Source organism: Rhodococcus sp. UNC363MFTsu5.1, assembly GCF_000686785.1.
GTDB lineage: Bacteria > Actinomycetota > Actinomycetes > Mycobacteriales > Mycobacteriaceae > Rhodococcus_G > Rhodococcus_G maanshanensis.
In genome coordinates this window covers 29,819-54,722 of sequence record NZ_JMLO01000004.1, presented here as the reverse complement: position 1 = coordinate 54,722, position 24,904 = coordinate 29,819, and the positions used below count along the sequence as shown (strand labels likewise).

General features: G+C 69.4%; 24 protein-coding genes and 1 tRNA gene. 14 read left to right on the top strand and 11 right to left on the bottom strand.

Translation table 11 applies throughout. The features are described 5' to 3' along the window. Position 1: 1 nt before the first annotated feature. Positions 2–75: transfer RNA gene (locus tag BR31_RS0106960), tRNA-Pro, on the top strand. Between the two features lie 95 nt (positions 76–170). On the opposite strand, the gene BR31_RS0106955 is transcribed toward BR31_RS0106960, so the two are convergent. Continuing rightward, complete coding sequence (locus tag BR31_RS0106955; RefSeq protein ID WP_027500335.1) at positions 171–1,106, bottom strand: AraC family transcriptional regulator; 936 nt, start codon at positions 1,104–1,106, stop codon at positions 171–173. A 52-nt stretch (positions 1,107–1,158) separates the two neighbouring features. Next, positions 1,159–2,085, bottom strand: a complete 927-nt coding sequence (locus BR31_RS0106950; RefSeq protein WP_027500334.1) for an NADP-dependent oxidoreductase — start codon at positions 2,083–2,085, stop codon at positions 1,159–1,161. Positions 2,086–2,266: 181 nt separating this feature from the next. Between BR31_RS0106950 and BR31_RS0106945 the strand changes: the two genes are divergently transcribed. Then, a complete protein-coding gene (locus BR31_RS0106945) occupies positions 2,267–2,932 on the top strand; it encodes a dienelactone hydrolase family protein (RefSeq protein ID WP_197023569.1) in 666 nt (221 codons plus the stop codon). Positions 2,933–2,982: 50 nt separating this feature from the next. Here the strand turns inward: BR31_RS0106945 and BR31_RS0106935 are convergent, their stop codons facing one another. Then, entirely contained in the window at positions 2,983–3,615 is a 633-nt protein-coding gene (locus tag BR31_RS0106935; RefSeq protein WP_037175850.1) for a TetR/AcrR family transcriptional regulator, read from the bottom strand. Positions 3,616–3,738: 123 nt separating this feature from the next. Here BR31_RS0106935 and BR31_RS31405 point away from each other — a divergent pair, with 123 nt between their 5' ends. From BR31_RS31405 to BR31_RS0106915, 4 genes are all read left to right on the top strand, one after another. Then, entirely contained in the window at positions 3,739–3,885 is a 147-nt protein-coding gene (locus tag BR31_RS31405) for a hypothetical protein (protein ID WP_156042382.1), read from the top strand. A 47-nt stretch (positions 3,886–3,932) separates the two neighbouring features. Next, entirely contained in the window at positions 3,933–4,343 is a 411-nt protein-coding gene (locus tag BR31_RS0106930) for a VOC family protein (protein WP_027500331.1), read from the top strand. 457 nt (positions 4,344–4,800) lie between these two features. Continuing rightward, positions 4,801–4,995: a hypothetical protein gene (locus BR31_RS31400; protein ID WP_156042381.1), complete on the top strand. Its 195-nt coding sequence runs from the start codon at positions 4,801–4,803 to the stop codon at positions 4,993–4,995. A 320-nt stretch (positions 4,996–5,315) separates the two neighbouring features. Continuing rightward, the gene (locus BR31_RS0106915) at positions 5,316–6,710 is read left to right on the top strand and encodes an FAD-binding oxidoreductase (RefSeq protein ID WP_027500330.1); all 1,395 of its coding nucleotides are present in this window, start codon (positions 5,316–5,318) and stop codon (positions 6,708–6,710) included. Positions 6,711–6,719: 9 nt separating this feature from the next. Here the strand turns inward: BR31_RS0106915 and BR31_RS27690 are convergent, their stop codons facing one another. Next, on the bottom strand, positions 6,720–7,319 hold the full coding sequence (locus tag BR31_RS27690; protein WP_051637039.1) for a TetR/AcrR family transcriptional regulator: 600 nt from the start codon (positions 7,317–7,319) through the stop codon (positions 6,720–6,722). An 89-nt stretch (positions 7,320–7,408) separates the two neighbouring features. On the opposite strand from BR31_RS27690, the gene BR31_RS0106905 reads away from it, so the two are divergent. Continuing rightward, positions 7,409–8,068: an enoyl-CoA hydratase-related protein gene (locus BR31_RS0106905; RefSeq protein WP_027500329.1), complete on the top strand. Its 660-nt coding sequence runs from the start codon at positions 7,409–7,411 to the stop codon at positions 8,066–8,068. A gap of 5 nt (positions 8,069–8,073) precedes the next feature. On the opposite strand, the gene BR31_RS0106900 is transcribed toward BR31_RS0106905, so the two are convergent. Together BR31_RS0106900 and BR31_RS0106895 are read right to left on the bottom strand one after the other, a co-directional pair. Beyond that, complete coding sequence (locus BR31_RS0106900; protein WP_027500328.1) at positions 8,074–8,688, bottom strand: dihydrofolate reductase family protein; 615 nt, start codon at positions 8,686–8,688, stop codon at positions 8,074–8,076. A gap of 74 nt (positions 8,689–8,762) precedes the next feature. Beyond that, positions 8,763–9,743 carry a LysR family transcriptional regulator gene (locus tag BR31_RS0106895; RefSeq protein ID WP_442970205.1) on the bottom strand — a complete coding sequence of 327 codons (981 nt, stop codon included), beginning with the start codon at positions 9,741–9,743 and terminating at the stop codon, positions 8,763–8,765. A 92-nt stretch (positions 9,744–9,835) separates the two neighbouring features. Between BR31_RS0106895 and BR31_RS0106890 the strand changes: the two genes are divergently transcribed. The 7 genes from BR31_RS0106890 (at position 9,836) to BR31_RS0106860 (ending at position 19,343) form a co-directional block, all read left to right on the top strand. Continuing rightward, entirely contained in the window at positions 9,836–11,266 is a 1,431-nt protein-coding gene (locus BR31_RS0106890; protein ID WP_027500326.1) for an MFS transporter, read from the top strand. Continuing rightward, the gene (locus BR31_RS0106885) at positions 11,263–12,015 is read left to right on the top strand and encodes a 3-hydroxybutyrate dehydrogenase (protein ID WP_027500325.1); all 753 of its coding nucleotides are present in this window, start codon (positions 11,263–11,265) and stop codon (positions 12,013–12,015) included. The genes BR31_RS0106890 and BR31_RS0106885 overlap by 4 nt, the downstream gene beginning before the upstream one ends. Beyond that, positions 12,015–12,782, top strand: coding sequence for a CoA transferase subunit A (locus tag BR31_RS0106880; RefSeq protein ID WP_197023572.1), 768 nt, complete (start codon positions 12,015–12,017; stop codon positions 12,780–12,782). Before BR31_RS0106885 ends, BR31_RS0106880 begins: the two co-directional genes overlap by 1 nt. 2 nt (positions 12,783–12,784) lie before the next feature. Continuing rightward, complete coding sequence (locus BR31_RS0106875; RefSeq protein ID WP_231496407.1) at positions 12,785–13,465, top strand: CoA transferase subunit B; 681 nt, start codon at positions 12,785–12,787, stop codon at positions 13,463–13,465. 278 nt (positions 13,466–13,743) lie between these two features. Further along, on the top strand, positions 13,744–16,353 hold the full coding sequence (locus BR31_RS27685; RefSeq protein ID WP_051637037.1) for a beta strand repeat-containing protein: 2,610 nt from the start codon (positions 13,744–13,746) through the stop codon (positions 16,351–16,353). A 165-nt stretch (positions 16,354–16,518) separates the two neighbouring features. After that, a complete protein-coding gene (locus tag BR31_RS0106865; protein ID WP_027500322.1) occupies positions 16,519–17,880 on the top strand; it encodes an MFS transporter in 1,362 nt (453 codons plus the stop codon). After that, positions 17,877–19,343: a pyridoxal phosphate-dependent decarboxylase family protein gene (locus BR31_RS0106860; RefSeq protein WP_027500321.1), complete on the top strand. Its 1,467-nt coding sequence runs from the start codon at positions 17,877–17,879 to the stop codon at positions 19,341–19,343. Before BR31_RS0106865 ends, BR31_RS0106860 begins: the two co-directional genes overlap by 4 nt. Before the next feature lie 59 nt (positions 19,344–19,402). Here the strand turns inward: BR31_RS0106860 and BR31_RS0106855 are convergent, their stop codons facing one another. The 5 genes from BR31_RS0106855 to BR31_RS0106830 form a co-directional block, all read right to left on the bottom strand. Beyond that, positions 19,403–19,879: a Dps family protein gene (locus tag BR31_RS0106855; protein WP_027500320.1), complete on the bottom strand. Its 477-nt coding sequence runs from the start codon at positions 19,877–19,879 to the stop codon at positions 19,403–19,405. Between the two features lie 354 nt (positions 19,880–20,233). Further along, positions 20,234–20,710, bottom strand: a complete 477-nt coding sequence (locus BR31_RS27680; protein WP_037175843.1) for a Fur family transcriptional regulator — start codon at positions 20,708–20,710, stop codon at positions 20,234–20,236. Between the two features lie 352 nt (positions 20,711–21,062). Next, a complete protein-coding gene (locus tag BR31_RS0106840) occupies positions 21,063–22,538 on the bottom strand; it encodes a catalase (protein ID WP_051637036.1) in 1,476 nt (491 codons plus the stop codon). Between the two features lie 265 nt (positions 22,539–22,803). Then, the gene (locus BR31_RS0106835) at positions 22,804–24,312 is read right to left on the bottom strand and encodes a flavin-containing monooxygenase (RefSeq protein ID WP_027500318.1); all 1,509 of its coding nucleotides are present in this window, start codon (positions 24,310–24,312) and stop codon (positions 22,804–22,806) included. Next, positions 24,309–24,884, bottom strand: a complete 576-nt coding sequence (locus BR31_RS0106830; protein WP_027500317.1) for a TetR/AcrR family transcriptional regulator — start codon at positions 24,882–24,884, stop codon at positions 24,309–24,311. Before BR31_RS0106830 ends, BR31_RS0106835 begins: the two co-directional genes overlap by 4 nt. Positions 24,885–24,904: the final 20 nt, after the last annotated feature.

Here is a 24,904-nt window from a genome sequence, read left to right as displayed (position 1 = left end):
ACGGGGTGTGGCGCAGCTTGGTAGCGCGCTTCGTTCGGGACGAAGAGGTCGTGGGTTCAAATCCCGCCACCCCGACAGTGCTTTCGAAGGCGTCATCCGCTCAGGCGGGTGGCGCCTTCGCTGCGTTCGGGCCAAGGCCACATCGATTTCGCACCGGCCCCGCCGCGATCTCAGGCCGCTCGCGCCTCGCGCCGGTACGCCCCTGGCGCGAGCCCGTACTCGCGCTTGAACGCCTTCGCGAAGGCGAACTCCGAGGCGTATCCCGCCCGGCCCGCGACCACGCTCAGCGGGGCGTCCGATTCGCGTAGCAGCCGGGCCGCCGTCGTCATCCGCCATCGGGTCAGGTACGCCATCGGCGGCTCCCCGACCAGCGCGGTGAAGCGCCGGGAGAACGCCGCCCTGGACAACCCGGCGCGGTCGGCCAGCGACTCGACCGACCACGCGGCCCCGGGATCGTCGTGAATCGCCGCCAGCGCGGGTGCCACCGCCCGATCCGCGAGCGCCGCGGCCCAGCCCTCGGCGCTCGCCGACGGCTGGGCCTCGAACCAGGCCCGCAGGATGTACAGCAACAGCGAGTCGATCAGCGTGGGCACGATGCCGTCCGATCCGATCCGCGGGTTCTCCAGCTCGGCCCCGAGCAGCTGCACGGCCGCGCTGAGCTCGGGATGCCTGCCGTGCCCGGTCTGCAGGTGGACCACCTCCGGCAGCTGCCGCACCAGCGGGTGCGGGCGCCGCTGGTCGAGGTGATAGTTGCCGCACAGCAGGCTGGTCAGCGGCCCGTCGCCGCCCAGCGACACCGTTCCGATCGGTGAGCCCGGGTCGAACCGCTGGGCGTTCTCCTGCACCGGTGGGGTGGTCGGGTGGTCGGCGAGGATGTGCCCGCGCCCGTCGCGCAGGAAGATCACGTCGCCCGGGCTCAACGCGATCGGCGACAGGTGCGGCGCATCCTCCAACGGCACCAGCCAGCAGGTGCCGTGCAGCACCACGTGGAATCCCGCCCCGGCGACCGGCGGCAGCCGCAGGCCCCACGGGGCGCGACCGTCGGTGCGCACGGACGACGGATGCCCGGTACGCATCGAGCCAAGCGCCTCGGTCAGGATGTCCACGCGCACTGCCCTCCTCGTCTCGACGGCAAACGATACGGTCCGTGGGTCCCGCTCACGCGACCGTGAGCACCACCTTGCCCTTGGTCCGGCCCGAGCCGACCAGCTCGTGCGCCCGACCCGCCTCCACCAACGGGAACGTCGCGTCCAGGTGCGGACGGATCCGGCCGGCGTCGACGAGTGCGGCGATCGCCTCGAGAGAGGCGTAGTCCGGCTCCACCGACACCCCGGCGAAGCGCCGCCCGGCGGCCTCGACCTCCGCGGCGAGCTGCCGGTCGCCGTGCTCCATGATGCTGACCAGCGTGCCGCCCTGCCGCAGCACGCCAAGCGAGCGCCTGCCCTGCGAGGTGGAGTCGAAGACCACGTCGACGTCCCGCACCACCTCCGCGAAGTCGGTCTCGCGGTAGTCGATCACCTCGTCGGCGCCGAGACCGCGCACGAACTCGTGCCGGGGTGCACCGGCCAGGGCGATCACGTGCGCGCCCCGCGCCTTGGCGATCTGCACCGCGAGGTGGCCGACGCCGCCCGCCGCCCGGGTGATCAGCACCCGGTCGCCCTCGCCGACCCGCGCCGCGTCCACCAGCCCCTGCCAGGCGGTGAGCCCGGCGAGCGGGAGTGCGGCCGCCTGCACGTGGTCGATGGTGGCGGGCTTGCGGGCGACCTGCCGCGAGGGGGCGACCACGTATTCGGCGTAGCCGGTGGCGGCGCGGGGGAAGAACGGCATCCCGAACACCTCGTCGCCGACACGGAACCGGGCGCCGGGCCCGGCCACCTCGACCACGCCCGAGACGTCCCAGCCGACCCCGAAGCTCGGCTCACCCAGCAGCGGGTACGCACCCGACCGCACCGCCACGTCCACCGGGTTCACCCCGCTCGCGTGCACCCGGATGAGCACCTCGCCGCCGCGCGGCTCCGGCCGGTCGATCTCTACGGCCTCGAGCACCTCGGGGCCGCCGAACTCGTTCTGGATGACTGCCAGCATTGCGAACACTCCTCTGTCGATCGGGTTGGTGTTCTCAACCGTAGGGAGATCCGACGAGCCGCAGAATGTCTCCAGATCTCCGAAACATGTCCGATCGTCCACCACTCGAGGACGCTCGGCCATCGGCCGCCCCGCGCGTAGGATCGGCCCCACGGCGAGCGAGACCGGGAAGTGAACCGCAGTGGCCGACAGCGGGATCCAGGAGCGCACCGCGCGGATCGAGACCGCGGGGACGGTGCTCGACGCCGACCTGTGCGTCCCCGACGGAGCCCGCGCGGTGGTGGTTTTCGCACACGGCAGCGGCAGCGGCAGGCACAGCCCCCGCAACCGGCACGTGGCCGCCGGGCTGCGGCGGACCGGGTGCGCGACCCTGCTGATGGATCTGCTCACGACGGACGAGGAGCGGGTGGATCTGCACACCCGCGAGTACCGCTTCGACATCCCGTTGCTCGCCGGCCGATTGACCGGCGCCGTGGACTGGCTCGCCGGCCAGGACGACACCGCGACGCTGCCCGCGGTCGCCTTCGGCGCCAGCACCGGGGCCGCGGCCGCGCTCACCACCGCCGCCGAGCGGCACGATCGGATCCGCGGCGTCATCTCCCGCGGCGGGCGGCCCGACCTGGCCGGCGACGCGCTCCCCCGGGTCACCGCGCCGACCCTGCTGATCGTGGGCGGCAACGACGTCACGGTGCTCGAGCTCAACCGGCGCGCGGCACGGCTGCTCGCGGGCCCGGTCGAGCTCGCGGTGGTGCCCGGCGCCACCCACCTGTTCGAGGAGCCGGGCGCACTGGATGCGGTGATCACCCTGAGCACCGACGCGATCGACGGCTGGCTGGCCGACGTCTAGGGCACGTCTCCCCCAGCTCCGTTCGCGCGGAGGATGGGGTGCTCGCGGAGTCAGGCCGCGGCACGCACGGCGTAGTCGCCCAGCGCCGCTTCGAGCATGTCGAACACCGCCGAGGCCGACGCCATGGCCCGGTCCGCGATCTCGTCGTTGCCGAGGCCGTCGAGCGTCAGGTCCATCACCTCGCGCAGCAGCACCCGGTGCGCGCCACCGAGCAGGGTCGCGGCCGCCCGCGGCCCGATGTCGCCGGGCGCCGCACCCGTCTCCACGGCCAGGACGGCGGCCAGCGCCTCCTCCCGCAGCTCGTGGAGCTCGCGCAGGCGCGCGGTCAGCGTCGGGCTGTCGGCGATCATGCGGGCGAACGGCTCGCCGGAAAACCCGATCACCGGGTCGTGACTGCGGGCCGCGTCCAGGAACGCGGCCCGCAGCGCGGACAGCGCGGACTCCCCCGGCGCCCGCCCGGCGACCGTCGCCGCGAGCCCGGCGGTGAACGCCTCGTGGTGGTCGAGGGCCAGGTCCTCCTTCCGCGGGAAGTAGTTCGTCACCGTCTTCTTCGCCACTCGCGCGGCGTCGGCGATCTCGGCGATCGTGGTGGCCTCGAAGCCCCGCTCGATGAACAGCCGGGTGGCCTGGTCGGAGATCTCCTGCCGGGTCTCCTGCTTCTTCTGCGCGCGCAGTCCGATCATGACCTCAGCATTTCATATGTTCGATCAATTTTTACACCCGTAGTAAGAAAATCCTTGACGAGCGGTTCTCCGTGGGTATAATTACGTCTGTCGTAAAGTTACGACCGACAGATCGGAGCCCTCATGACCGCGCCCCTGCCGTTCACCGCCGCGATGTCCGCCACCGCACCGCGACCGTCCCGCCGGAGCCGCAGGCACCAGCAGCCGACGCCCCGCCACCACGACCGGGTGCGACAGCCGTTCGGCGTGCCCCGTCGCCGAGCCTTCTGACCCCGCCCCCGCCCCGCCACCAGCCGCCCACCCAGCCAGGAGGTCCCATGCAGGTCACCACGTCCACCATCTCGCTCACCGTCGATGACGTCGCGGCGTCGACCCGTTTCTTCACCACCCACCTCGGCTACACCCAGCGCGCGGCCGCCGACGGCTTCGCCTCACTCGGCCGCGACGATGCCGCCGTCGACGTCGTGCTGCTGCAGCGCGGCATCGAGGTGCTGCCCGAGGGATTCCGCGACCGCCACGCGGACGGCCTCATCCTCGCGTTCACCGTCGACGATCTCGCCGCCCAGGAGGCCCGCATCAAGTCGGAGGGTGTCGAGATCACGATGGCGCTGCGGGAAGAGCCATGGGGCGAGAAGCTGTTCCAGGTGACCGACCCCAACGGCATCGTCGTCCAGTTCGTCGAATGGGCCGACCAGGACGCGCCCGAGGCCGCGGAGGCGCTCGCCTGAGGCCCCCGGTGCCGTCCCCACGTGGGGCGGCACCGGCCGTCCCGGTCGCGCACCCATCCCACCTGCGTTGGCTTTCTCCGCTGCGGCGTAAGCCTTTCCATGCCTGTCGAATACGTGCTGCATCTGCTTCAGCCTCGAGTCGCAGCGCACCAGCATCGACACATTGAGCCGGGATTTGAATCTCCGACCTCGTTTGGCCTGCTTGTGTCATGTCGCCGATTCGCTTCCGATTACCCGAAGGTTGATCATTCTGGAAGCACATCGACGCACCGCCCCTCCCGATCGGTTCCGTCGATCCACACCTACGACCGATCGATCAATCGCATGAATTCGGTGGTGGTCCGGACCGGATTCTCACCGGTATCGTGCGGCACCGCTGCGGTGCAGTATTCACCGCGCAGGCCCGAGCGCGATGTGCTGTAATAGCGAGGTTTTGGGGGATTCCGGAGGGGGAACGATGTCCGATCCATTGCAGGTGGACCCTGCCGATCTCGATGCGTTCCCATCGAGGATCGGCGACCTCGCCGAACAGAATGGGTCCGCCCGCGACTATCGGGGCGAATGGCTGAGCCTTTCCAACACGAGCGGCCGCATCGTCTTCGCGGTCAGCCAGGCAATTCAGAAGACGCGGTGCAGGCTCGACGTCGGCTGAGCGGACAACCGTCGCCAATTACTCGCCAAACAGAATGTGGCCCTGAATATCTGGACCGGGCCCTGGTCAACGGTCCAGGTCCAGATGGCAGATCGATATCGCGCGGGGTGACGGCCCACTGCCCGCAGACGCAGGCGATTCCCTGCCGTTCGCGACCTTGCCGCGCTCAAACGCCACCGAATACGATTGACGCACGTCACAGGTGCCTTGTTCGGGGCGCCGTCGCGGTCCGGTCGGCACCGAGGTCCGGCGTTCTCGGACAGTAGGAGCTGCGCGCGACCGCACGCATTGCGGAGCCGGCCCGACGGACGGAGAGCGTGATGACTGAGGTGAGCGACGACCTCGGTGTGTTGAGGTCGGCGATCGGCGGGCCGGTGTTCGGCCCCGGCGACACCGGATACGACGAGGCCAGATCGATCTGGAACGGCGACATCGATCGCCGTCCCGTCTGCGTCGCGCGCTGCGTATCCGCCGGTGACGTCGGTTCCGCGCTGAGCTTCGCCCGGGATCGGGAGCTCGAGGTCTCGATCCGGGGCGGCGGGCACGCCTACAGCGGTACCTCGGTCAGCGAGGGCGGCCTGATGATCGACCTCAGCGCGATGAACGGCACCTCGGTGGAACCCGAGACCGGGATGGCACGGATCGGTGGCGGCGCCACGATGGCGGATCTGGACGCCGCGACCCAGGCACACGGGCTGGCGGTGACCGGCGGGGTGATCAGCCACACCGGGGTCGGTGGACTCACCCTCGGCGGCGGCATGGGTTGGCTGACCCGTCTCGCGGGGCTGTCCATCGACAACCTGGCGTCGGCCGAGGTGGTGCTCGCGAACGGCAGCGTCGTCCGGGCGTCCGACGACGAGCATCCGGAGCTGTTCTGGGCGCTGCGGGGCGGCGGCGGGAACTTCGGCGTGGTGACCGAGTTCGAGTACCGCCTGCACCCGGTCGGCCCCGAGGTGAACCTCGGACTGTTCTTCTGGTCGCTCGACGACGGCGCCGCCGCGCTGCACGTGTGCGAGGAGTTCATCCCGACACTGCCGGCACGGGCCGGCTGCCTGATCGCGGCCGGAATGTGCGCACCTCCGGAACCGTTTGTACCCGAACAGTTCCGGGGCATACCCGGCCACGCGCTCATCATCGCCGGGTACTCCTCGACGGCCGAGCACGCGGCCACGGTGGCGCCGATCCGGGACGCCCTGGCACCGCTGTTCGAGTTTGTCACCCCGATCCCCTACACCGGACTGCAGCAGATGCTCGACGGCTCCGCGCCATGGGGCATCCTCGGCTACGAGAAGGCGCTCGACCTCGACGCCCTCACGGACGAGGTGATCGCCGTGATCGTCGAGCGGGCGCCGCGCAAGAGTTCTCCGCTCTCGTTCATGCCGATCTTCCGACTGGACGGGGCCTTCACCGCGGTCGGCGAGGACGACACGGCGTTCGGCGGTGCCCGCACCCCGCACTACGTCTGCAACATCACCGGGATGTCCGACACCCCCGAGGTATTCGCCGCGGACCGGGCCTGGACCCGATCGATCTGGGAGGCGCTCCGGCCGCTCTCCTCGAACCAGGGCAGCTACGTCAACTTCATGGCGGAACCCGACGAGGACCGGGTCCGCGCCGCGTACGGTTCCGGCAAGTACGACCGGCTGGCCGCGGTCAAGGCACAGTACGACCCCGACAACACCTTCCACCTCAACGCCAACATCAAGCCGGCCTGAGCCACGGGACTAGTCCGGCCGCCCGGCCGCGACGACCGCCCGCACGGCGTCGGGCAGCCGGTCCCGGCGGCTCTTCGGCGGCCGGGCACCGGCCTGGAGGTAGCGGCCGGCGAAGCTGTACGGCAAGTCGACCAGGGCCAGCACCACCAGGTCCGTCTCCCGCTTGCCCGCCCGCCCGAACACCGCGCGCGCCAGCTCCGCGATCAGGCTGCCGGTCTGCTCGTCGGACCGCCCCACCTCGGCGATCAGCTCGTCGCCCAGATTCAGGTGCAGCACGTCCTCGCGGCGCAGCCGATCGAGCAACAGCATGTCGCCTGGCTCGGAAACGCAGTGGTCGTAGAGCGCGAGGGCCAGCTCGACCACCACCTCGACGGGATCCCCTGCGGGGTCGAACCCGGCGGGGCGGACCTCCTGCGTGCGACGCACGGCACGCAGCCAGGTCCGGGCGAGCAGTTCGTCGATCGAGGCGAAGCGGTGGTAGATCGACCCGGTCGGCGCACCGGCCCGCGCGGCGATCAGCGCGACCGTCGCGGATCGCGGACCGCGCTCGAGGATCACCTCACGCGCGGCGTCGAGCAGTGCGTCGGTGGAGAACGTGGTGCGGGCCATTCGCCGAGTATCGCAGAGTCCGCTACTGGACAGCCATCCGTTCTAGAAGATATTTTCTAGAAATGACATTCTCCAATACCCCCGACGACCTGCCCACCCTGCACCGCGACGGCGACGTCTTCGTGCTGAGCCTCGGCTCCGGCGAGAACCGGTTCAACCCCGGCTGGCTCGACTCGATCGACGCGCACCTCGACGCGATCGAGGCCGCCGAGGGCCCAAAGGCACTCGTCACCACCGCGACGGGCAAGATCTGGAGCAACGGCCTCGACCTGCCGTGGTTGATGGCCAATGCCGACCAGATCCCGGCGTTCAGCGCGCGGGTCGAGGCTCTGTTCGCCCGCGTCCTCGCCCTGGGATTGCCGACCGTCGCGGCGCTGCAGGGGCACGCCTTCGGCGCGGGCGCCATGCTCGCGCTCGCCCACGATCAGCGGGTCATGCGCGCCGACCGCGGGTACTTCTGCTTCCCCGAGGTCGACATCCAGATCCCCTTCTCGGTTGGCATGTCCGAACTGATCGCGGCCAAGCTCCCCGTGCGGACCGCGCATGACGCCATGACCACCGGCAGGCGCTACGGCGGAGCCGAGGCCACCGCAGAGGGCATCGCCGACGAGGCGGTGGACGAGCAGGCCGTCCTTTCCACCGCGATGGACCGCGCCAGGGGCCTCGCGTCCAAGGCGGGCGCGACCCTGGCCACGATCAAGCAGCGCCGATTCCGCACGGCGCTCGGGGAGCTGCGCAACCCCGACTAGGCCCGCTACTCCTCCCCCAGGTCGCCGTACTCGGGCTCACCCGAACGCTCATAGGTGCTGAGGACGACACCGGTACTCGTGGTCCGCGACTGAGCCAAGGAATAGGCGGTCGGCAGGGCGTCGGTCGGGAACAGCCGCTTCCCGGTGCCGAGCAGGACCGGGAACGACAGCAGGCGCAGCGTGTCGATCAGGCCCTCCTTCAGCAGCCACCGCACGAGCACCCCGCTGCCGTGGACCTGTAGCTCACGGCCGTCCTGCTCCTTGAGCGCGGCGATCGCCGCGCGCGGATCGCCGGTGATCAGCCGCGTGTTCTGCCAGTCGGCCGCGGCGAGGGTGGTGGTGACGACGTGCTTCGGCAGCGTGTTGAGCCTGGTGGCGATCGGGTGCGCGGGGTCTGTCTGCAGCGGCCAGTACGACGCGAAGATCTCGTACGTCTTCCGGCCCAGCAGAAAGGCGTCCGCCTCGTCGAACACCTCGGTCATGAACCGCCCGAAGTCCTCGTCGTCGAACGGCGCCGACCAGCCCCCGTGGACGAACTTGCCGCTGGGGTCCTCTTCGGGACCGCCAGGCGCCTGGTAGACGCCGTCGAGGGTGACGAAGGTGGTGACAGTCAGTTTCATCGTCGTGCTCCTGTGCGCTCGGTGTCGCGGGTGTCACTGCTTCTGACTCACGGAGCGACCGAAACTCATCGGCGCTACCGAAATGTCCCGAGCAGCCGGTCGCGCTCCCGTTCGGCGGTGTCCCTGATCTCCTCGACCACGGCCGCCACCTCCCGCCTTCGCAGCGCCTCCGACCTGGCCACGAGCCAATAGGTCAGCTTTGTCGAGACCAACTCCGGCAGCAGCCGCACCAGGTCCGAGTGCCGGTCGGCCATGAAGCACGGCAACAGCCCGATGCCCGCCGCGGCCCTGGTGGCCTCCACGTGCACGAAGACGTTCGTGGAGCTGACCGATTCCCGCATCTCGGGTGCGATGCTCCGCGCGACGTCGAGGTCGTCGACCTGCAGCATCGAATCGACGAAGTACACAAGGGAGTGCTCGGCGAGCTCCTCTATCGCGTGCGGGGTGCCCCGCTCACGCAGATAGTCGCGGGAGGCGTACAGCCCCAGCACGTAGTCCGCCAACGGCAGGGCCTCCGCCCGGTGCACCTGCGGCCTGCCGACCACGATCTCCACGTCCATGCCCGACCGCTGCCGGGAGGCGCGGCGGGTGGTCGCCACGATCTCCACCGCGAGGTCCGGGTGGCGCCTGCGGACCCGCGCGGCGGCGGGCGCGGCGATGTACGCACTGAACCCGTCCGTCGCGGACACCCGCACCACCCCCTTGAGCCTGCCCTGCCCGGAGGAATCGGAGGCGAGCGCGTCGACCACCGACTCGACGCTCTCCGCCGCGGCCAGCGCCTGCCTGCCGAGGTCCGTCAGCTCCCAGCCACCCGCCGCCCGCACCAGCAGTCGCCCGCCCAGGCTCTTCTCCAGAGCCGCGATGCGGCGGGAGATGGTCGTGTGATTGACGCCGAGATCCTCTGCGGCCGAGGTGAAGCGCCCGGTCCGGCCGACGGCGAGCAGCACCAGGAGGTCATCGGCACTCGGACGACCGAGCGAATGCCGGTCCACGGAATCCACCACATCTGCATTCTTGCAGATACAAGGTGCGATTTTCCTCATTGTGGGGCGCATCGCGTGCACCAATACTCATCGCAGGACGCCGAATGTGGACTACATCACAGGGCGGACGCGATTGTCGGGCCGAGCACACGAGGAGTTCAGCGATGAGTACCGAACAACTGTCACGGGCGGGTGGAGGCGACCCAGGCCCGGCCCAGGACACCGCGCCGTCCGGGCTGAAAAAGGTCGTCGGCGCCTCGATGGCGGGGACCGTCGTCGAGTGGTACGAATTCTTCCTCTACGGCACCGCCGCCACACTGGTCTTCTCCAAGGTCTTCTTCCCCGCGGGCGGGAACGAGCTCGACGCGATCATCGCGGCGTTCGTCACCTACGCGGTCGGCTTCGCGGCCCGGCCCATCGGCGGCATCGTCTTCGGGCACTTCGGCGACAAGTTCGGCCGCAAGAAGCTGCTGCAGTTCAGCCTGCTGCTCGTCGGTGCGGCCACCTTCCTGATGGGCTGCATCCCCACCTTCGGACAGATCGGTTACTGGGCGCCCGCGATCCTGGTGGCGCTGCGCTTCATTCAAGGCTTCGCCGTCGGCGGCGAATGGGGCGGCGCGGTGCTGCTCGTCGCCGAGCACAGCCCCAACCGCAGTCGCGGATTCTGGGCCAGCTGGCCGCAAGCGGGTGTCCCGGCCGGCAACCTGCTCGCCACCGTCGTGCTCCTGGTCCTGACGACCACGCTCTCCGACGCGGCCTTCCTCAGCTGGGGCTGGCGCGTCGCCTTCTGGCTGTCCGCCCTGATCGTGTTGGTGGGCTACTACATTCGCACCAAGGTCAGTGACGCGCCGATCTTCCTCGAGGCACAGAAGCTGGTCGAGAAGAACAAGGCCGCCTCGTACGGCGTGTTCGAGGTGCTGCGCCGCTACCCGCGCGGCGTGCTCACCGCGATGGGGCTGCGGTTCGCGGAGAACATCATGTACTACCTGGTGGTGACCTTCTCGATCACCTATCTCAAGGTGGTCGTGCACGCCGACACCAGCAAGATCCTGTGGATGATGCTCATTGCCCACGGCGTGCATTTCATCGCGGTTCCGCTGTGCGGCAGGCTGTCCGACACCCTCGGCCGCCGCCCCACCTACCTGATCGGTGCCGTCCTCGCTGGCACCTGGGGCTTCTTCGCCTTCCCGATGATGGACAGCGCGCACAACGCGGTCGTCCTGGCGGCCATCGTGATCGGGCTGATCATCCACGCCTTCATGTACGCCGGCCAGCCCGCGATCATGGCGGAGATGTTCCCAACCCGGATGCGCTACTCCGGTGTCTCGCTCGGCTACCAGGTCACCTCGATCGTGGCGGGCTCGCTCGCGCCGATCATCGCGGCCAGCCTGCTCAGCCGCTTCCACTCGTCCGTGCCGATCGCGTTCTACCTGCTCGGCGCCTCGGTCGTGACCATCGTCGCGGTCGCCTTCGCCCGCGAGACCAAGGGCATCTCGCTCGAATCCGTCGACGCCGCGGACGCGAAGACCCTCGCCGAGGAGAAGGCGGCGGACGCCCCGCTCGTCGCCGGCCAGAACGCGGCGGTGGCCCGATGACGCAGCAGACCCTCGCCGGGCGATCCGCCCTGATCACCGGCGGTGCGAGCGGGATCGGCGCGGCCACCGCAAGGGCGCTCGCGGACAGGGGCGCCCGGGTCGTGATCGCCGATGTCGACGACATCGCGGCCAAGACACTCGCCGACGAGCTCGACGGCCGGGCCTGGGCCGTCGACCTGCTCGACACGGAGGCGCTCGCCGGGCTCACCCTCGAGACGGACATCCTGGTGAACAACGCGGGCGTGCAGAGCATCAGCCCCATCGAGGATTTCCCGCCCGCGGAGTTCCGCAGGCTGTTGACGCTGATGGTGGAGGCACCCTTCCTGCTGATCCGGGCGGCCCTTCCGCACATGTACGCCAACGGGTTCGGCCGGATCATCAACGTCTCCTCCGTGCACGGGCTGCGGGCCTCCGAGTTCAAGTCCGCATATGTCACCGCGAAACACGGCCTCGAGGGGCTGTCAAAGGTGACCGCGCTCGAGGGCGGCAGGCACGGGGTGACCAGCAACTGCGTCAATCCCGGGTACGTGCGAACCCCCTTGGTGGAGAAGCAGATCGCCGACCAGGCTGCCGTGCACCGCATCCCCGAGGAGGAGGTGCTGGCGCGGGTGATGCTCACCGAGAGCGCGATCAAGCGACTGGTCGAACCGGCCGAGGTGGCCTCGCTGGTGGCCTGGCTGGCAGGCGATGAGGCCGGCATGGTGACCGGTGCCTCGTACACGATGGACGGCGGGTGGAGCGCGCGATGATGGACAAGACCGTACAGACCGCCGCCGAGGCCGTCGCCGACATCACCGACGGCTCCAGCGTGGCGGTGGGTGGGTTCGGGCTCTGCGGCATCCCGTCGGCGCTCATCCAGGCGGTGCTCGACGGCGGCGCATCGGATCTCGAGGTCGTCAGCAACAACTGCGGCGTCGACGACTGGGGCCTGGGATTGCTCCTCGGCGCGGGCCGGATCCGGAAGATGGTCTCCTCCTACGTCGGGGAGAACAAGGAGTTCGAGCGCCAGTTCCTCTCCGGCGAACTGGAACTCGAGCTGACCCCGCAGGGCACGTTGGCGGAGAAGCTCCGGGCCGGCGGCTCGGGCATCGCGGCCTTCTACACCCAGAGCGGGGTCGGCACCCAGGTCGCCGACGGCGGACTGCCGCGACGCTACGACGGCGCAGGCGGCGTCGCGGTGGCCTCGCCAGCCAAGCCGGTGCAGGCCTTCGGCGGCCGCGACTACGTGCTCGAGGAGGCGATCAGTACGGACTTCGCCCTCGTCCACGCCGCGCGGGGCGACCGTCACGGCAACCTGGTGTTCGACCTGTCGGCCCGCAACTTCTCGCCGCTGGCCGCCATGGCGGGCCGGATCACCGTCGCGCAGGTCGAGGAACTGGTGGAACCGGGTGAACTCGATCCCGACGCCGTGCACCTGCCGGGGGTCTACGTGCACCGCGTGCTCGAGGTCGGCCACGGCATCACCAAACGGATCGAAAAGCGCACCGTCAGAACGACTACCGAGAGTGAGCGATGAGCATGGCCGGCGGCAACACCACGGCGGGCGCCCGCACCCGCGAGGAGATGGCGGCGCGGACCGCGCAGGAGCTGCGCGACGGCTGGTACGTGAACCTGGGGATCGGACTGCCCACCCTGGTGCCGAACTTCGTGCCCGCCGACTGCTCGGTGGTGCTGCAGTCGGAGAACGGGATCCTCGGCGTCGGCCCGTATCCGACTGAGCCCGAGATGGATCCGGACCTGATCAACGCGGGCAAGGAGACGGTGACGGTGCTCCCGGGAGCCTCGTTCTTCGACTCCGCGCTCAGCTTCGGGATGATCAGGGGCGGCAAGATCGACGCGGCGATCCTCGGCGGCATGCAGGTCTCGGCGACCGGCGACCTGGCGAACTGGATGATCCCCGGCAAGATGGTGAAGGGTCCAGGCGGGGCGATGGACCTCGTGCACGGCGCGGGCCGGGTGATCGTGCTGATGGAGCACTGCGCCAGGGACGGCGCGCCGAAGATCGTCGAGCGGTGCTCGCTGCCGCTGACCGGCCGGGCGGTGGTGCACCGCATCATCACCGATCTGGCCGTCATCGACGTCACCGCCGCAGGCCTGGTCCTGCGTGAGGTCGCGCCGGGTGTCGAGGTGGCGCAGGTACTGGAGTGCACGGAGCCGGAGCTGATCGTCGACCTGCCGCTCGCGGCGGCGCCTGCCTGAGCGAACCTCCCGCCGGGCTCCGGTGAACGTGTTGCATTTTCTGCGCCGATCCGCAAGTCGAAATCGGTGGATTTCCGAGACCGGTGGGCCTCGAAGGCCAGCTGAAACCGACATTCCAGGCAATACCCGCGATTTCTGACACAACTCGTTACCCGACCGTAACTTGCGGTGCCTGTAGTCAAAACTGCAACAAGTTCCCGATTGCGGTGGCACAGTGTGGGCAATTTCATCCAACCGATGCTCGACATCTCTCCCGCGAGTCGGGCGCAAGGAGTGTTATGTCCAAGTCCACAGTGCGGCAATGCGCCGTACCGGTCACGTCCGTGGCGATGGCCGCGGGTCTGCTGTTGATCGGCAGTCCCGCGTCCGCGGCACCCACGACCACCTCGTTCAAGAACGCCTGCCAGGCAAGCGCGGTACTCACCGTCCACAAGGTGGCCGACACGTCGATGACCGTCGACGCACCGGCCTCGGTCACGGCGGGTGAGACGTTCACCTATCGCATCCAGCCCGGCGGTGGGTCGTACCCCAACAGCGACTCGGGTGCCACGACCACCAACATCTCGCGACTGAAGGTCGACTACGAGATCCCCGCGAACGCGACGTTCGTCAGCGCCGCCGTCGTGGCGGGCACGGGCGTGAACCTCGACGGCGTGGCGCCGTCGGTGACGCGTATCAACGACTCGGGCAACCCCGACGGCGGCGGCAACCTCCTGCGTCTGTCGGGCAACAACGAAGTCATCGGCAACAGCCCCTCGTCGAGCACCAACAGCCAGGGCGGCATCCGGGCACCGAAGCTCAAGAAGAATCTCGACGGCAGCACCAACGGCAACGGGGACAGCTGGTTCCGGCTTCCCGCCATCGACGTGACCGTCGTCGCCGGCAGCGGCGGTGTCATCACGCCGAAGGTGCGCACCGCCGGCAGCGCCGGTACCTACAACGCGAACGAGAACTACTACACCTTCCTGCCCCTCGCCAGCTTCTTCGGCAACCAGTGGGCACCCACCCGCTGCACCCCGCGCGACGCCCAGGGTTCGGCATTGAACGCGGGTGCAGGGCCGCTGGCCACGATCAACGTGGGCGCCGCCGCTGCGGACACCACCACCACACTCAACGTTCCCGGCACCGCCAAGACCGGCACCGCCGTCGACCTCACCGCCACCGTCGCCCCCGCGGGCGCCACCGGCACCGTCCAGTTCAAGGACGGCGCCAACAACATCGGCAACGCCGTCCCGGTCAACAACGGCACCGCCACCCTGAATCACACCTTCACCTCCGACGGCGCACACGCCATCACCGCCGTCTACAGCGGCGACGCCGCCAACAAGCCGTCCACCTCGGCCGCGGCAACCGTGACCGTCAGCACGGACCCGGTCATCGTCGACACCACCACCACGCTGAACGTCCCAGCCACCGCCAAGACCGGCACCGCCGTCGACCTCACCGCCACCGTCGCCCCCGCGGGCGCCACCGGCACCGTCCAGTTCAAGGACGGCGCCGACAACATCGGCAACGCCGTCCCGGTCGACAACGGCACCGCCACCCTCAGCCACACCTTCACCTCCGACGGCGCACACGCCATCACCGCCGTCTACAGCGGCGACGCCGGCAACAAGCCGTCCACCTCGGCAGCCGCCACGGTGACGGTGACGACGGATCCCGTCATCGTCGACACCACCACCACACTCAACGTCCCGGCCACCGCCAAGACCGGCACCGCCGTCGACCTCACCGCCACCGTCGCCCCCGTGGGCGCCACCGGCACCGTCCAGTTCAAGGACGGCGCCGACAACATCGGCAACGCCGTCCCGGTCAACAACGGCACCGCCACCCTGAACCACATCTTCACGACCACTGGTGCGCACGCCATCACCGCCGCCTACAGCGGTGACGCGACGAACAAGCCGTCCACCTCCGCGGCATCGAACGTCGATGTCTCGGTCAACGCCATGGACACCACCACCACCCTGAACGTCCCGGCAACCGCCAAGACCGGCACCGCCGTCGACCTCACCGCCACCATCGCCCCCGCCCCCAGCGGCGGCACCGTCCAGTTCAAGGACGGCGACACCAACATCGGCGGCCCGATCACCCTCAACGGCGCCACCGCGACCCTGAACCACACCTTCACCACCGACGGGGCGCACCCGGTCACGGCCGTCTACAGCGGCGCCGACGGCTTCAACACCAGCACCAGCACGGCCTCGACCGTCCAGGTCTCCACCGACCCCGTCATCGTCGACACCGTGACCACGATCAATGTCCCCGGAGAAGCGAAAACCGGTGACTCTGTTGACCTCTGGGCCCTGGTGAAGGACAACGAGGGCAACAACGCCGCAGGCGGCACCGTGCAGTTCAAGGACGGTGGCACCAACATCGGCGGCCCGATCGGGCTGGTCGACGGTGGCGCGAAGCTGGTCCACACGTTCACCACCACCGGAGCGCACTCGATCTCCGCGGTCTACAGCGGCGACGGGAACTTCAACGGCTCCACCGGACAGGCCCAGACCGTCAATGTCACCGACCCGGCGCCCGTCGAGGTCGCGACGGTGACCACGCTGACCGCCCCCGGCACCGCCACCAAGGGCATGCCGGTGGACCTGTCGGCCGCGGTGAAGACCGAGTCCGGCGAGGCGGTGACCTCGGGCACCGTGACCTTCATGGACGGCAACACCGCGATCGGTGAGGCGGTCGACGTGGTCAACGGACAGGCGACGCTGTCCTACAAGTTCACCCAGACCGGTGACCGCCAGATCAAGGCCGTCTACAGCGGCGCAACCGGATTCAAGGAGTCGACGTCGAGCGCGTCGACCGTGAAGGTCTCCGGCGGCGGCAACCCGGGCGGCACCGGATCGCTCGGTTCGCTCGGCAGCATCTTCGGTTCCTAGCGGCACACTGACGAACGCCCCCACCCGCCAGGTGGGGGCGTTCGTCGTCCGTCCTGGTCGAGGTTTCACGTGAATCACCGGCATCCGGCATGCGACCACCGGGCAGGCGAAATCTCCCTGAGCACAACCCACTCGCGCGCCGCGGCAATGACCTATGTTGGCCGGATGACCATGGCTCCCCCACGGCTGAGCAGATCCACCGTCACCGGCTACTCGCTCGGCTCGGTCGGCACCGGAGGCTTCGCCACACTGCCCGGGCTGGTACTCGCCTACTACCTCACCGACACGCTCGGTGTGGCCGCCGCGGTGGCCTCGCTGGTGGTATTCGCACCCAAAGCGCTCGACGTGCTGATCAACCCGTACATCGGTTCTCGAAGCGATGCCGACGCGGCCCGCACCGGGACCCGACGCCGGTTCCTGCTCCTCGGCGCGCTGGCCCTGCCGGTGTTCTTCGCGCTCACCTTCGCGGTGCCCGCAGGCGCCTCCACCCTGGTCGGCTGTCTCTGGGTGACCGCGGCATTCATCCTCGCCGCGATCGCCTTCGGCCTGTTCCAGGTTCCGTACATCGCGCTGCCCGCCGAGCTGACCGAGGACTATCACGAGCGGTCCCGGTTGATGTCCTGGCGCGTCGCGGTGCTCGCCGTCGCGATCCTGCTGTTCGGTGCCGGCGGTCCTGCGCTGCGCGAACTCGGCGGCGGGGGCAGGACGGGATACCTGCTGATGGGCGTGATCGCCGGGCTGACCCTCGGGCTCGGGATGCTCGGCGCCTGGCGAATCGCACCGCGCAGCATCGGCGTTGACGTCGATCACACCCCGGTCGAGACGTCGTCGGGCCACGGGCTCGCCGACAGCCTCGCCGCGGTGCGCTCGAGCGGCCCGTTCCGATCCCTCCTCGGCACCTTCGCGCTCCAGGCGCTGGCGATCGGCTGCATGCTCGGCTCAGCCCAGTACGCGGCCACCTACGTGCTGGACTCCGAGGGTGCGGTGTCGATCCTGTTCGCCGCCCTGGTCGCACCGGCGCTTGCGGTGATGCCGATGTGGATCCGGCTGGTGCGGGCGTGGGGCAAGCAACGCGCGTACTTCCTGGCGTCGGGCCTGTTCCTGGCGGCCTCGGTCGCGATGCTCGGTCTGATCGCCGCCCCCGGGCCGTGGGTGTACGCGGTGGTGGCGGTGGCGGGGATCGGGTATGCCGGCATGCAGATGCTGCCGATGTCGATGCTGCCGGACGTGATCAGCGACCACGAGAACACCGCCACCGGATCCGTGCGCGCAGGCGCCTTCAGCGGGGTGTGGACCGCCGCGGAGACCCTTGGCTTCGCGCTCGGCCCCGCGGTGGTGCTGGCCATCCTCGCCGTGACGGGGTTCGTCTCCTCGACCACCGACCACCCCGTCGCGCAGTCCGACGGGGCGATCACCGGGATCGTGATCGCTCTCGCCGCCGTGCCCGCGGTGCTGGTGGCCGCGAGCCTGGTGACCTTGCGCGGATACCGACTGGCGGCCGAAGAACTGAACAGGAGCGGCAAGTGATCTTCGAACGCAGCACCGCCGAGGTGCTCGCCCGGCTCGACGAGCTGAGGAAGGCGGACGCCCCGACCGAGGGCGGGCACCTGCTCTCCTATGTATACGACCCCGGGATCGCGGAACTGCACGAGGTGGCGGCCGAAGCGGCCCGAAAGGCCCAGCCTCTCAACGGACTCGACCCGACCACCTTCCCCTCCGTCGCGGCGCTCGAGCGCGACCTCGTCGCGATGGCCCGCGATGTGTTGGCCGCGGGCGTGCCCGACGTCGTCGGCAGCGTCACCAGCGGCGGCACCGAGAGCTGCCTCCTCGCGGTCAAGTCCGCCCGCGACACCTGGCGCGCGAGCACCGGCAGCGAGGCTCGGCCCACCCTGGTGATCGGATCCACCGCGCACGCCGCGTTCATCAAGGCGGCGCACTACCTGGACCTGCGGCTGCGGGTGCTGCCGGTGGACCCCGACACCTGCAGGCTGCGCGCCGAGGACGTGGCGGCCGCACTGGACGAGACCGTCGCGCTGGTGGTCGCGTCGACACCGTCCTACCCACACGGAGCCCTGGATCCGATCGCGGAGATCGCGGAAGTCTGTGCGGCCCGAGGTGTCGCCGTGCATGTCGACGGCTGCATCGGGGCCTGGGTGCTGCCGTGGTGGCCGGGCGCCGAGGAACGCCCCGCCTGGGACCTGCGGGTGCCGGGCGTCGCGAGCGTCTCGGTGGACCTGCACAAGTACGGCTACGCCCCGAAGGGGGTGTCGGTGCTGCTCTACCGGGACCGCGACCGGCACCGGCGCCAGTGGTTCGCGACCAGTGCCTGGCCCGGCTACGCCGTCGTCAACCCCACCATCCTCGGCTCCAGGACGGTGATGCCGATCGCCGCGGGCTGGGCGGTGTCGCAGACGCTCGGGCGCGCCGGGTTCGCCGAACTGACCGGGCAGATCGCGCGGGCGGCCGAGCAGGTGCACAAGGCGATCGACGGCATCGAGGGGCTCCGGGTCGTCGGCGACCCGATCGGCCCGCTGCTCGCGGTGGCCGCCGACCCCGATGTCGCCGCCGAGCGCAGCGTGGACCCGCACCGCTGGGCGGACGCCGCGAAGGACCTGGGCTGGACCCTGCAGCCGCAGCCGGGGCGTACCCAGTCGGACGGCACCGCCCTGCCGCGCACCACCCACCTGACGCTCACGCCGGTCACCGAGCGGGTCAGCGTGGAGCTGTGTGACGCGCTCGCCGAGGCGGCCGACTCGGTGCGCGGCGTGCCGGGCGCGCAGGCGCCCGCCGACGTGGTCGCGGCCGCCGGTCAGATCCGGCCCGAGGACCTCACCAGCGACAACTGCGCCGCCGTCCTCGCCCTCGTTGGGCTCGAGCCCGGCGGCGGGCTGGACGGCCCGCTGGCCGAGGTGCTTGCGCTGATCGAGGCGCTGCCCGAGCCGGTGGCGGAGCGACTGCTGATCGAGTTCCTCGCGCGGTTCATGGAGTAGGCGCCTGCGGCGCCTGTGCGCGCTTGACGAGGGTCAGGACTCGTCAAGCGCGCACGGGGCTACGCCCCCTGCGCCTGCCACATCCAGTGCAGCTGCTCGAGCCGCGCGGTGATGGCGATGAGCAGGTCCTGGGTGGCCGGGTCGGCCTTCTCCGTGAGTTCGATGCGGGCACGGAGGCGTGCGATGACCGCGGCCAGGTTCGCCACGATGGCGTCGACCACCTCGGTGTCCTTGGTCCAGCCCGCCCCGAAGCCCGTGGTCCCCGCGTCCGCGGCGACGGTGGCCGAACGGCCGTCCGGGCTGACCCCGACCGCGGTGGCACGCTCGGCCGCCTGGTCGGTGAAATCACGTGCTGCTGCGACCAATTCGTCCAGCGACGGGTGTACCGACAGGAAGCTTCGACCGATGACGTTCCAGTGCGCCTGCTTGGCGATGAGACCGAGGTCGATCAGGTCCACGACGGTGCCCTGTAGGGCCTCCCCCGCGATCTGCTGCTGTCCGGCGTCGAGGGTGCTGACAATGGGGCTGGTGGTCATGGGTTCACTCCTGCGGTTTCGTATGCATCCGGTTTCGTAGTGAGTGCTGATGCGTCATCGGCTCTCACTACTCTCAACGACCGGCCCGCGCGTCAGTTCCCGGATGTGGCGAAGGGCACGTCCACGAAACGAAACGGCATCCATTCCGCCGCAGCCCCTCGACTCCTCGCCTCCGCCGGGAAACCATGGGAAGAGTTCCGTCGACAGGGGAGGCCGTCATGGAGTCCGTCATCGTGTTTCTGTTGGCCTGCGCTGTCTACTGGTGGGGCCTGCTCTGACGCACGTCCTCCTCCACCTCCGTGGTCCGAGCCCATCGAGAAACCCACTCCGGGAATCGCATTCGACGGATCGCGCTCATGACGGTCCCTCTGGATCGTGGGCCTGAGCCGATTTCTCGCTCGCTGCCGCCTGACACTGCGGGCAGCTCCCCCAGAACACGACCTCGGCTTCGTCGATCGCGAAGCCGTGTGTGTCCGAGGGCTGCAGACAGGGGGCCCGGCCGACGACGCAGTCCGCGTCGAACACCGCGCCGCAGCCGCGGCAGACGAGGTGGTGGTGGTTGTCTCCCGTTCGGGCCTCGAACCGGGCCGGGGATCCGGCCGGTTCGATGCGGCGGAGTATCCCAGCGGCCACGCAGGCCTTCAGCACGTCGTACACGGCCTGGGTGGAGACGGACCCAAGCTGACGGCGCGCCTCGGTGGCCACTCGATCCGCATCAGAATGCGGTTGTGCTGCAACGGCATTCAAGACAGCAACACGAGGAGCGGTCACCCGGAGCCCCGCCGCGCGTAATTGCGCCCGGGGGTCGAGGTGACCGCCTCCGTGCCCCATAAGCCCAGTATGCGCCGGTCCTGGAACACGTCAAGAATGGCCGTCGCGGTCTGGGGAGCATCCTGACCGGTCGGTTCACCACGGACACGACGAAGGGCCACCCGAGAAGATCGGGCGGCCCTTCGGGTCGCGTCCCACAGGCGCCTCTCGGCGAGTGGTCGCTCGAAGCGACTAAAGGGGTGAGGCCCGGGGCATGTCCGGACGCCGACGAGGGGTTCAACGGGCGCGGGCCCGAGTTTGTTCCCGGGCGCGGGCGCCGCCGGCTCTCGAGCCTGCGACCTCGGGCAACGCACTGGAACAAGTCCGCCCGGACCGGGAGCTCCCGGTCCGGGCGGAGTTGTCGCGCTCGGTGTCAGCTCAGGGCTTTGATCGCCTTCGCGACACCCTCGCCGTAGGCCGGGTCACAGGCGGTGCAGTTGTCGATGTGCCGCTGCACGACCTGCTCCGAGGCGCCGTTGATGGCGCGCGCGGTGTTGTCGAACAGCACCTGCTTCTGCTCGTCGCTCATGTTGTTGAACAACACCCGCGGCTGCGAGAAGTAGTTGTCGTCGTCCTCGCGGTAGTCGAAGTGATCCGCGACCGCGCCGACCGCCTGCGCCGGATTACGGTACTGCGGCTGCTCCTGCCACTTGCCGTAGCTGTTGGGCTCGTAGTGCAGCGATCCGCCCTGGTTGCCGTCGACCCGCATCGCACCGTCCCGGTGGAAGTTGTGCACCGGGCTCCTCGGCGCGTTGACCGGGATCTGGAAGTTGTTCACTCCCAGCCGGTAACGCTGCGCGTCACCGTAGGAGAACAACCGGCCCTGCAACATCCGGTCCGGCGAGAAGCTGATGCCGGGCACCACGTGCGCGGGGTTGAACGCGGCCTGCTCGACCTCGGCGAAGTAGTTGTCGGGGTTGCGGTTGAGCTCCCACTCGCCGACCTCGATCAGCGGGTAGTCGCCCTTCGGCCACACCTTGGTGAGGTCGAACGGGTGGTACGGCACCTTCGCCGCGTCCGCCTCCGGCATGATCTGCACGCACAGCTTCCACTTCGGGAAGTCGCCCGCCTCGATGGCGTCGAACAGATCCCGCTGGTGGCTCTCGCGGTCGCTGCCCACGAGCTCGGCGGCCTCCGCGTCGGTGAGGTTCTTGATGCCCTGCTGGACGCGGTGGTGGAACTTGACCCAGAAGCGCTCGCCCTCGGCGTTGATGAAGCTGAACGTGTGCGATCCGAATCCGTGCATGTGCCGGTACGAGGCCGGGATGCCTCGGTCGCTCATCACGATCGTCACCTGGTGCAGTGACTCCGGCAGGTTCGTCCAGAAGTCCCAGTTGTTGTTGGCGCTGCGCAGGTTCGTGCGGGGGTCGCGCTTGACCGCGTGGTTGAGGTCCGGGAACTTCAGCGGATCGCGGAAGAAGAAGACCGGGGTGTTGTTGCCGACGAGGTCCCAGTTGCCCTCCTCGGTGTAGAACTTGACGGCGAAGCCGCGGATGTCGCGCTCGGCATCGGCCGCGCCGCGCTCGCCCGCCACCGTCGAGAACCGCGCGAACAGCTCCGTCTTCTTGCCGACCTCGGAGAAGATCTTCGCGGAGGTGTACCGGGTGATGTCGTTGGTCACGGTGAACGTGCCGTAGGCACCGGAGCCCTTGGCGTGCATGCGCCGCTCCGGGATGACCTCGCGGTCGAAGTGGGCGAGCTTCTCGAGGAACCAGACGTCCTGCAGCAGCTGCGGCCCGCGCGGGCCCGCAGTGGCGACGTTCTGGTTGTCGGGTACCGGTGCACCGACCGCGGTGGTCAGCTTCTCGTCGGCGCCCTTGGTGTGCTGCGGATCAATGCCATTGCTCATCTAGTGGATCCCTTCCTTACTCTCCGCGCCTTGCGGCATCAGCACGCACTCGGCTGTGGACCTCGGTCAGAATTTCCAATCCGGGCAGGGGCGACCCACCGCGACATGGGCTGCGCGGCGTTGGGGCTGTGACTCGGTCACCCCGTCCCACTGGAACATCTTTCCCCGAACAAGGCAAGAAATGGCGAAAGGGACGAATTCCGATGCCGCCACTTATCGGGACCCCTGCACGACGGCGGGCCTTGGCACGATCCGCCTCGGTCGCTCAGCCGACACTCGCCCGCACCGCGCGCCGGGTCTGATAGTTCTCGGCGTCAAATCTCTTTGTCCGGGACCGATATCGGAACGTGAAGGTAGGCCACATCACCGAGTTGCGCCCCTCCTTGTCGAGGTACCAACTCGAGCATCCACCGGTGTTCCAGACCGTGCTCGCCAGTTGGTCGGCGATCCGCTCGTTGTATCGCGCCTGCGCGGCGGGGCGAACCTCGACGGCCTCGCCACCGTCCGCGGCGAGGTGGGCAAGCGCACCGTTGATGTACGCCGCCTGCGATTCGAGCATGTACACGATGGAGCTGTGCCCCAGGTTCGTGTTGGGCCCGTACATGAGGAACAGGTTGGGGAAACCGGCGATGGTCGTGCCCAGGTATGCCCGCGGGCTTCCCGCCCAGTGCTGAGCCAGTGTCTGCCCGTCACGGCCCCGAAGATGCTGCGCCACGGGCGGTTCGGTGGGCGAGAATCCGGTGGCGAAGATGATCGCGTCGACCTCGGTCTGCGTGCCTGCTCCGTCGACGACGCCACCCTCGGTGACCTCGGCGAGTCCCGAATCGATCAGGTCCACATCGTCGCGGGCGAGGGTGCGCAGCCAGTCGTTGGACAGCAGGACCCGCTTGCAGGTGATCGTGAACGTCGGCGTCAGCTTGCGTCGCAGCGCCCGGTCGGGAACCTGCCGCCTCAGGTGCGCCTTGGCGACCACCTGAAACGCGGGCAACAGCCGCGGCGCCTTCGCCATCGCGAGCACGTACCCCTCGCGGAAGGTGTAGACGGCCGCCCGAACGATCTTCTGCGTGAGCGGAATACGACGGTAGAGCCGCTTCTCCAGGTGGGAGAGCGTGCGGTCGCCGCGCGGCAGCACCCAGGCGGGGGTGCGCTGGAACACGGTCAGCCGCTCGACCCGATCGGCGATCTCCGGCACGAACTGCACGGCGGAGGCACCGGTGCCGATCACCGCTACCCGCTTCCCGGTCAGGTCGTAGTCGTGATCCCAGGTGGCCGAGTGGAACACCTTGCCCCGGAATGTCTCGACGCCCGGCACCTCCGGCAGCCGGGGCGTCGACAGTGCACCCGTCGCGGCGACGAGCGTCTGCGCGGTGAGCTCACCAAGAGTGGTGCGTACCCGCCACCGCGCCTCGTCGTCGTCCCACGACGCCTCGAGCAGTTCGCACCCGGTCAGTATCCGGTCACGAATGCCGGTGTCGGCGGCGGCCTTCCGCAGGTAGCGCTGAATCTCCGGCTGCCTGGCGAAGGTGTGACTCCAGTCCGGACTCGGCGCGAACGAGAACGAGTACAGGGCCGTGGGGACGTCGCACGCACACCCGGGGTAGGTGTTGTCGCGCCACGTTCCGCCGAGGTCGGCGGCCCGCTCGATGACCAGGATGTCGGCGGCCGGATCATCACGCAGCACGCGCTCGGTGACGGCGAGCCCCGCGAACCCGGCGCCCACCACCAGCACGGCGACATGGTCCGGCAGCGCAGGCGATCTCAGAGTGGCCGTCATTTCGTCACCAGGCCCTTCCATACCGGGAGCAGCCGCTTCCGGAGTTCGCTGTCGGATTCGGGGGTGCGGAACAGCGCCGAGACGGCGAGTCCGCGGGCCAACTCGATGCTCAGGTCGATGGAGTCCACGCTCATCCGCTCACCCATGATCTCGGCACTGCCCAGCCGCAGGGCATCGCCGACCTTGCGCTCGAGCGGAATCATCGCCTCGTGCAGGCCCGGATCGGTGCGCGCAGCGACCCACAGCTCGAGGGCGGCGTAGAACAGCGGACCGGTGAACGCGTCGACGAGGGTTTCGATCCCCTGGTCGGGATCGGGCCTGGCGCCGAGGATCTCGGCCAGGCGCTTCTCCACCAGGTGTTCGACGGCCGCGACCACGAGCGATTCCTTGGTCGGGAAGTGATGCAGCTGCGCCCCGCGGGAGACCCCCGCCCTACGCGCGATCTCCTGGGTGCTGGTCCGGGCGTAGCCGACCTCGACGAGTAGCGCTATCGCCGCGTCGAGCAGCTTCGCCCGCGTCGCCGCCGTTCGTTGCGCCTGCGTGCGCGGGCCCTGCTCGGTGTCCTGAGTCACACCGAGCACGGTAGTGGGAA

Excerpts from the sequence above, each read along its gene's own strand:
- BR31_RS0106865 (WP_027500322.1), top strand. The coding sequence starts at position 16,519 with ATGACCATGGCTCCCCCACGGCTGAGCAGATCCACCGTCACCGGCTAC.
- BR31_RS0106880 (WP_197023572.1), top strand. The coding sequence starts at position 12,015 with ATGGACAAGACCGTACAGACCGCCGCCGAGGCCGTCGCCGACATCACC.
- BR31_RS0106895 (WP_442970205.1), bottom strand. The coding sequence starts at position 9,743 with ATGCGCCCCACAATGAGGAAAATCGCACCTTGTATCTGCAAGAATGCA.
- BR31_RS0106840 (WP_051637036.1), bottom strand. The coding sequence starts at position 22,538 with ATGAGCAATGGCATTGATCCGCAGCACACCAAGGGCGCCGACGAGAAG.
- BR31_RS0106835 (WP_027500318.1), bottom strand. The coding sequence starts at position 24,312 with ATGACGGCCACTCTGAGATCGCCTGCGCTGCCGGACCATGTCGCCGTG.
- BR31_RS0106915 (WP_027500330.1), top strand. The coding sequence starts at position 5,316 with ATGACTGAGGTGAGCGACGACCTCGGTGTGTTGAGGTCGGCGATCGGC.
- BR31_RS0106950 (WP_027500334.1), bottom strand. The coding sequence starts at position 2,085 with ATGCTGGCAGTCATCCAGAACGAGTTCGGCGGCCCCGAGGTGCTCGAG.
- BR31_RS27685 (WP_051637037.1), top strand. The coding sequence starts at position 13,744 with ATGTCCAAGTCCACAGTGCGGCAATGCGCCGTACCGGTCACGTCCGTG.
- BR31_RS31400 (WP_156042381.1), top strand. The coding sequence starts at position 4,801 with ATGTCCGATCCATTGCAGGTGGACCCTGCCGATCTCGATGCGTTCCCA.
- BR31_RS31405 (WP_156042382.1), top strand. The coding sequence starts at position 3,739 with ATGACCGCGCCCCTGCCGTTCACCGCCGCGATGTCCGCCACCGCACCG.
- BR31_RS0106930 (WP_027500331.1), top strand. The coding sequence starts at position 3,933 with ATGCAGGTCACCACGTCCACCATCTCGCTCACCGTCGATGACGTCGCG.
- BR31_RS0106885 (WP_027500325.1), top strand. The coding sequence starts at position 11,263 with ATGACGCAGCAGACCCTCGCCGGGCGATCCGCCCTGATCACCGGCGGT.
- BR31_RS27680 (WP_037175843.1), bottom strand. The coding sequence starts at position 20,710 with ATGGGGCACGGAGGCGGTCACCTCGACCCCCGGGCGCAATTACGCGCG.
- BR31_RS0106855 (WP_027500320.1), bottom strand. The coding sequence starts at position 19,879 with ATGACCACCAGCCCCATTGTCAGCACCCTCGACGCCGGACAGCAGCAG.
- BR31_RS0106875 (WP_231496407.1), top strand. The coding sequence starts at position 12,785 with ATGGCCGGCGGCAACACCACGGCGGGCGCCCGCACCCGCGAGGAGATG.
- BR31_RS0106890 (WP_027500326.1), top strand. The coding sequence starts at position 9,836 with ATGAGTACCGAACAACTGTCACGGGCGGGTGGAGGCGACCCAGGCCCG.
- BR31_RS0106900 (WP_027500328.1), bottom strand. The coding sequence starts at position 8,688 with ATGAAACTGACTGTCACCACCTTCGTCACCCTCGACGGCGTCTACCAG.
- BR31_RS0106935 (WP_037175850.1), bottom strand. The coding sequence starts at position 3,615 with ATGATCGGACTGCGCGCGCAGAAGAAGCAGGAGACCCGGCAGGAGATC.
- BR31_RS27690 (WP_051637039.1), bottom strand. The coding sequence starts at position 7,319 with ATGGCCCGCACCACGTTCTCCACCGACGCACTGCTCGACGCCGCGCGT.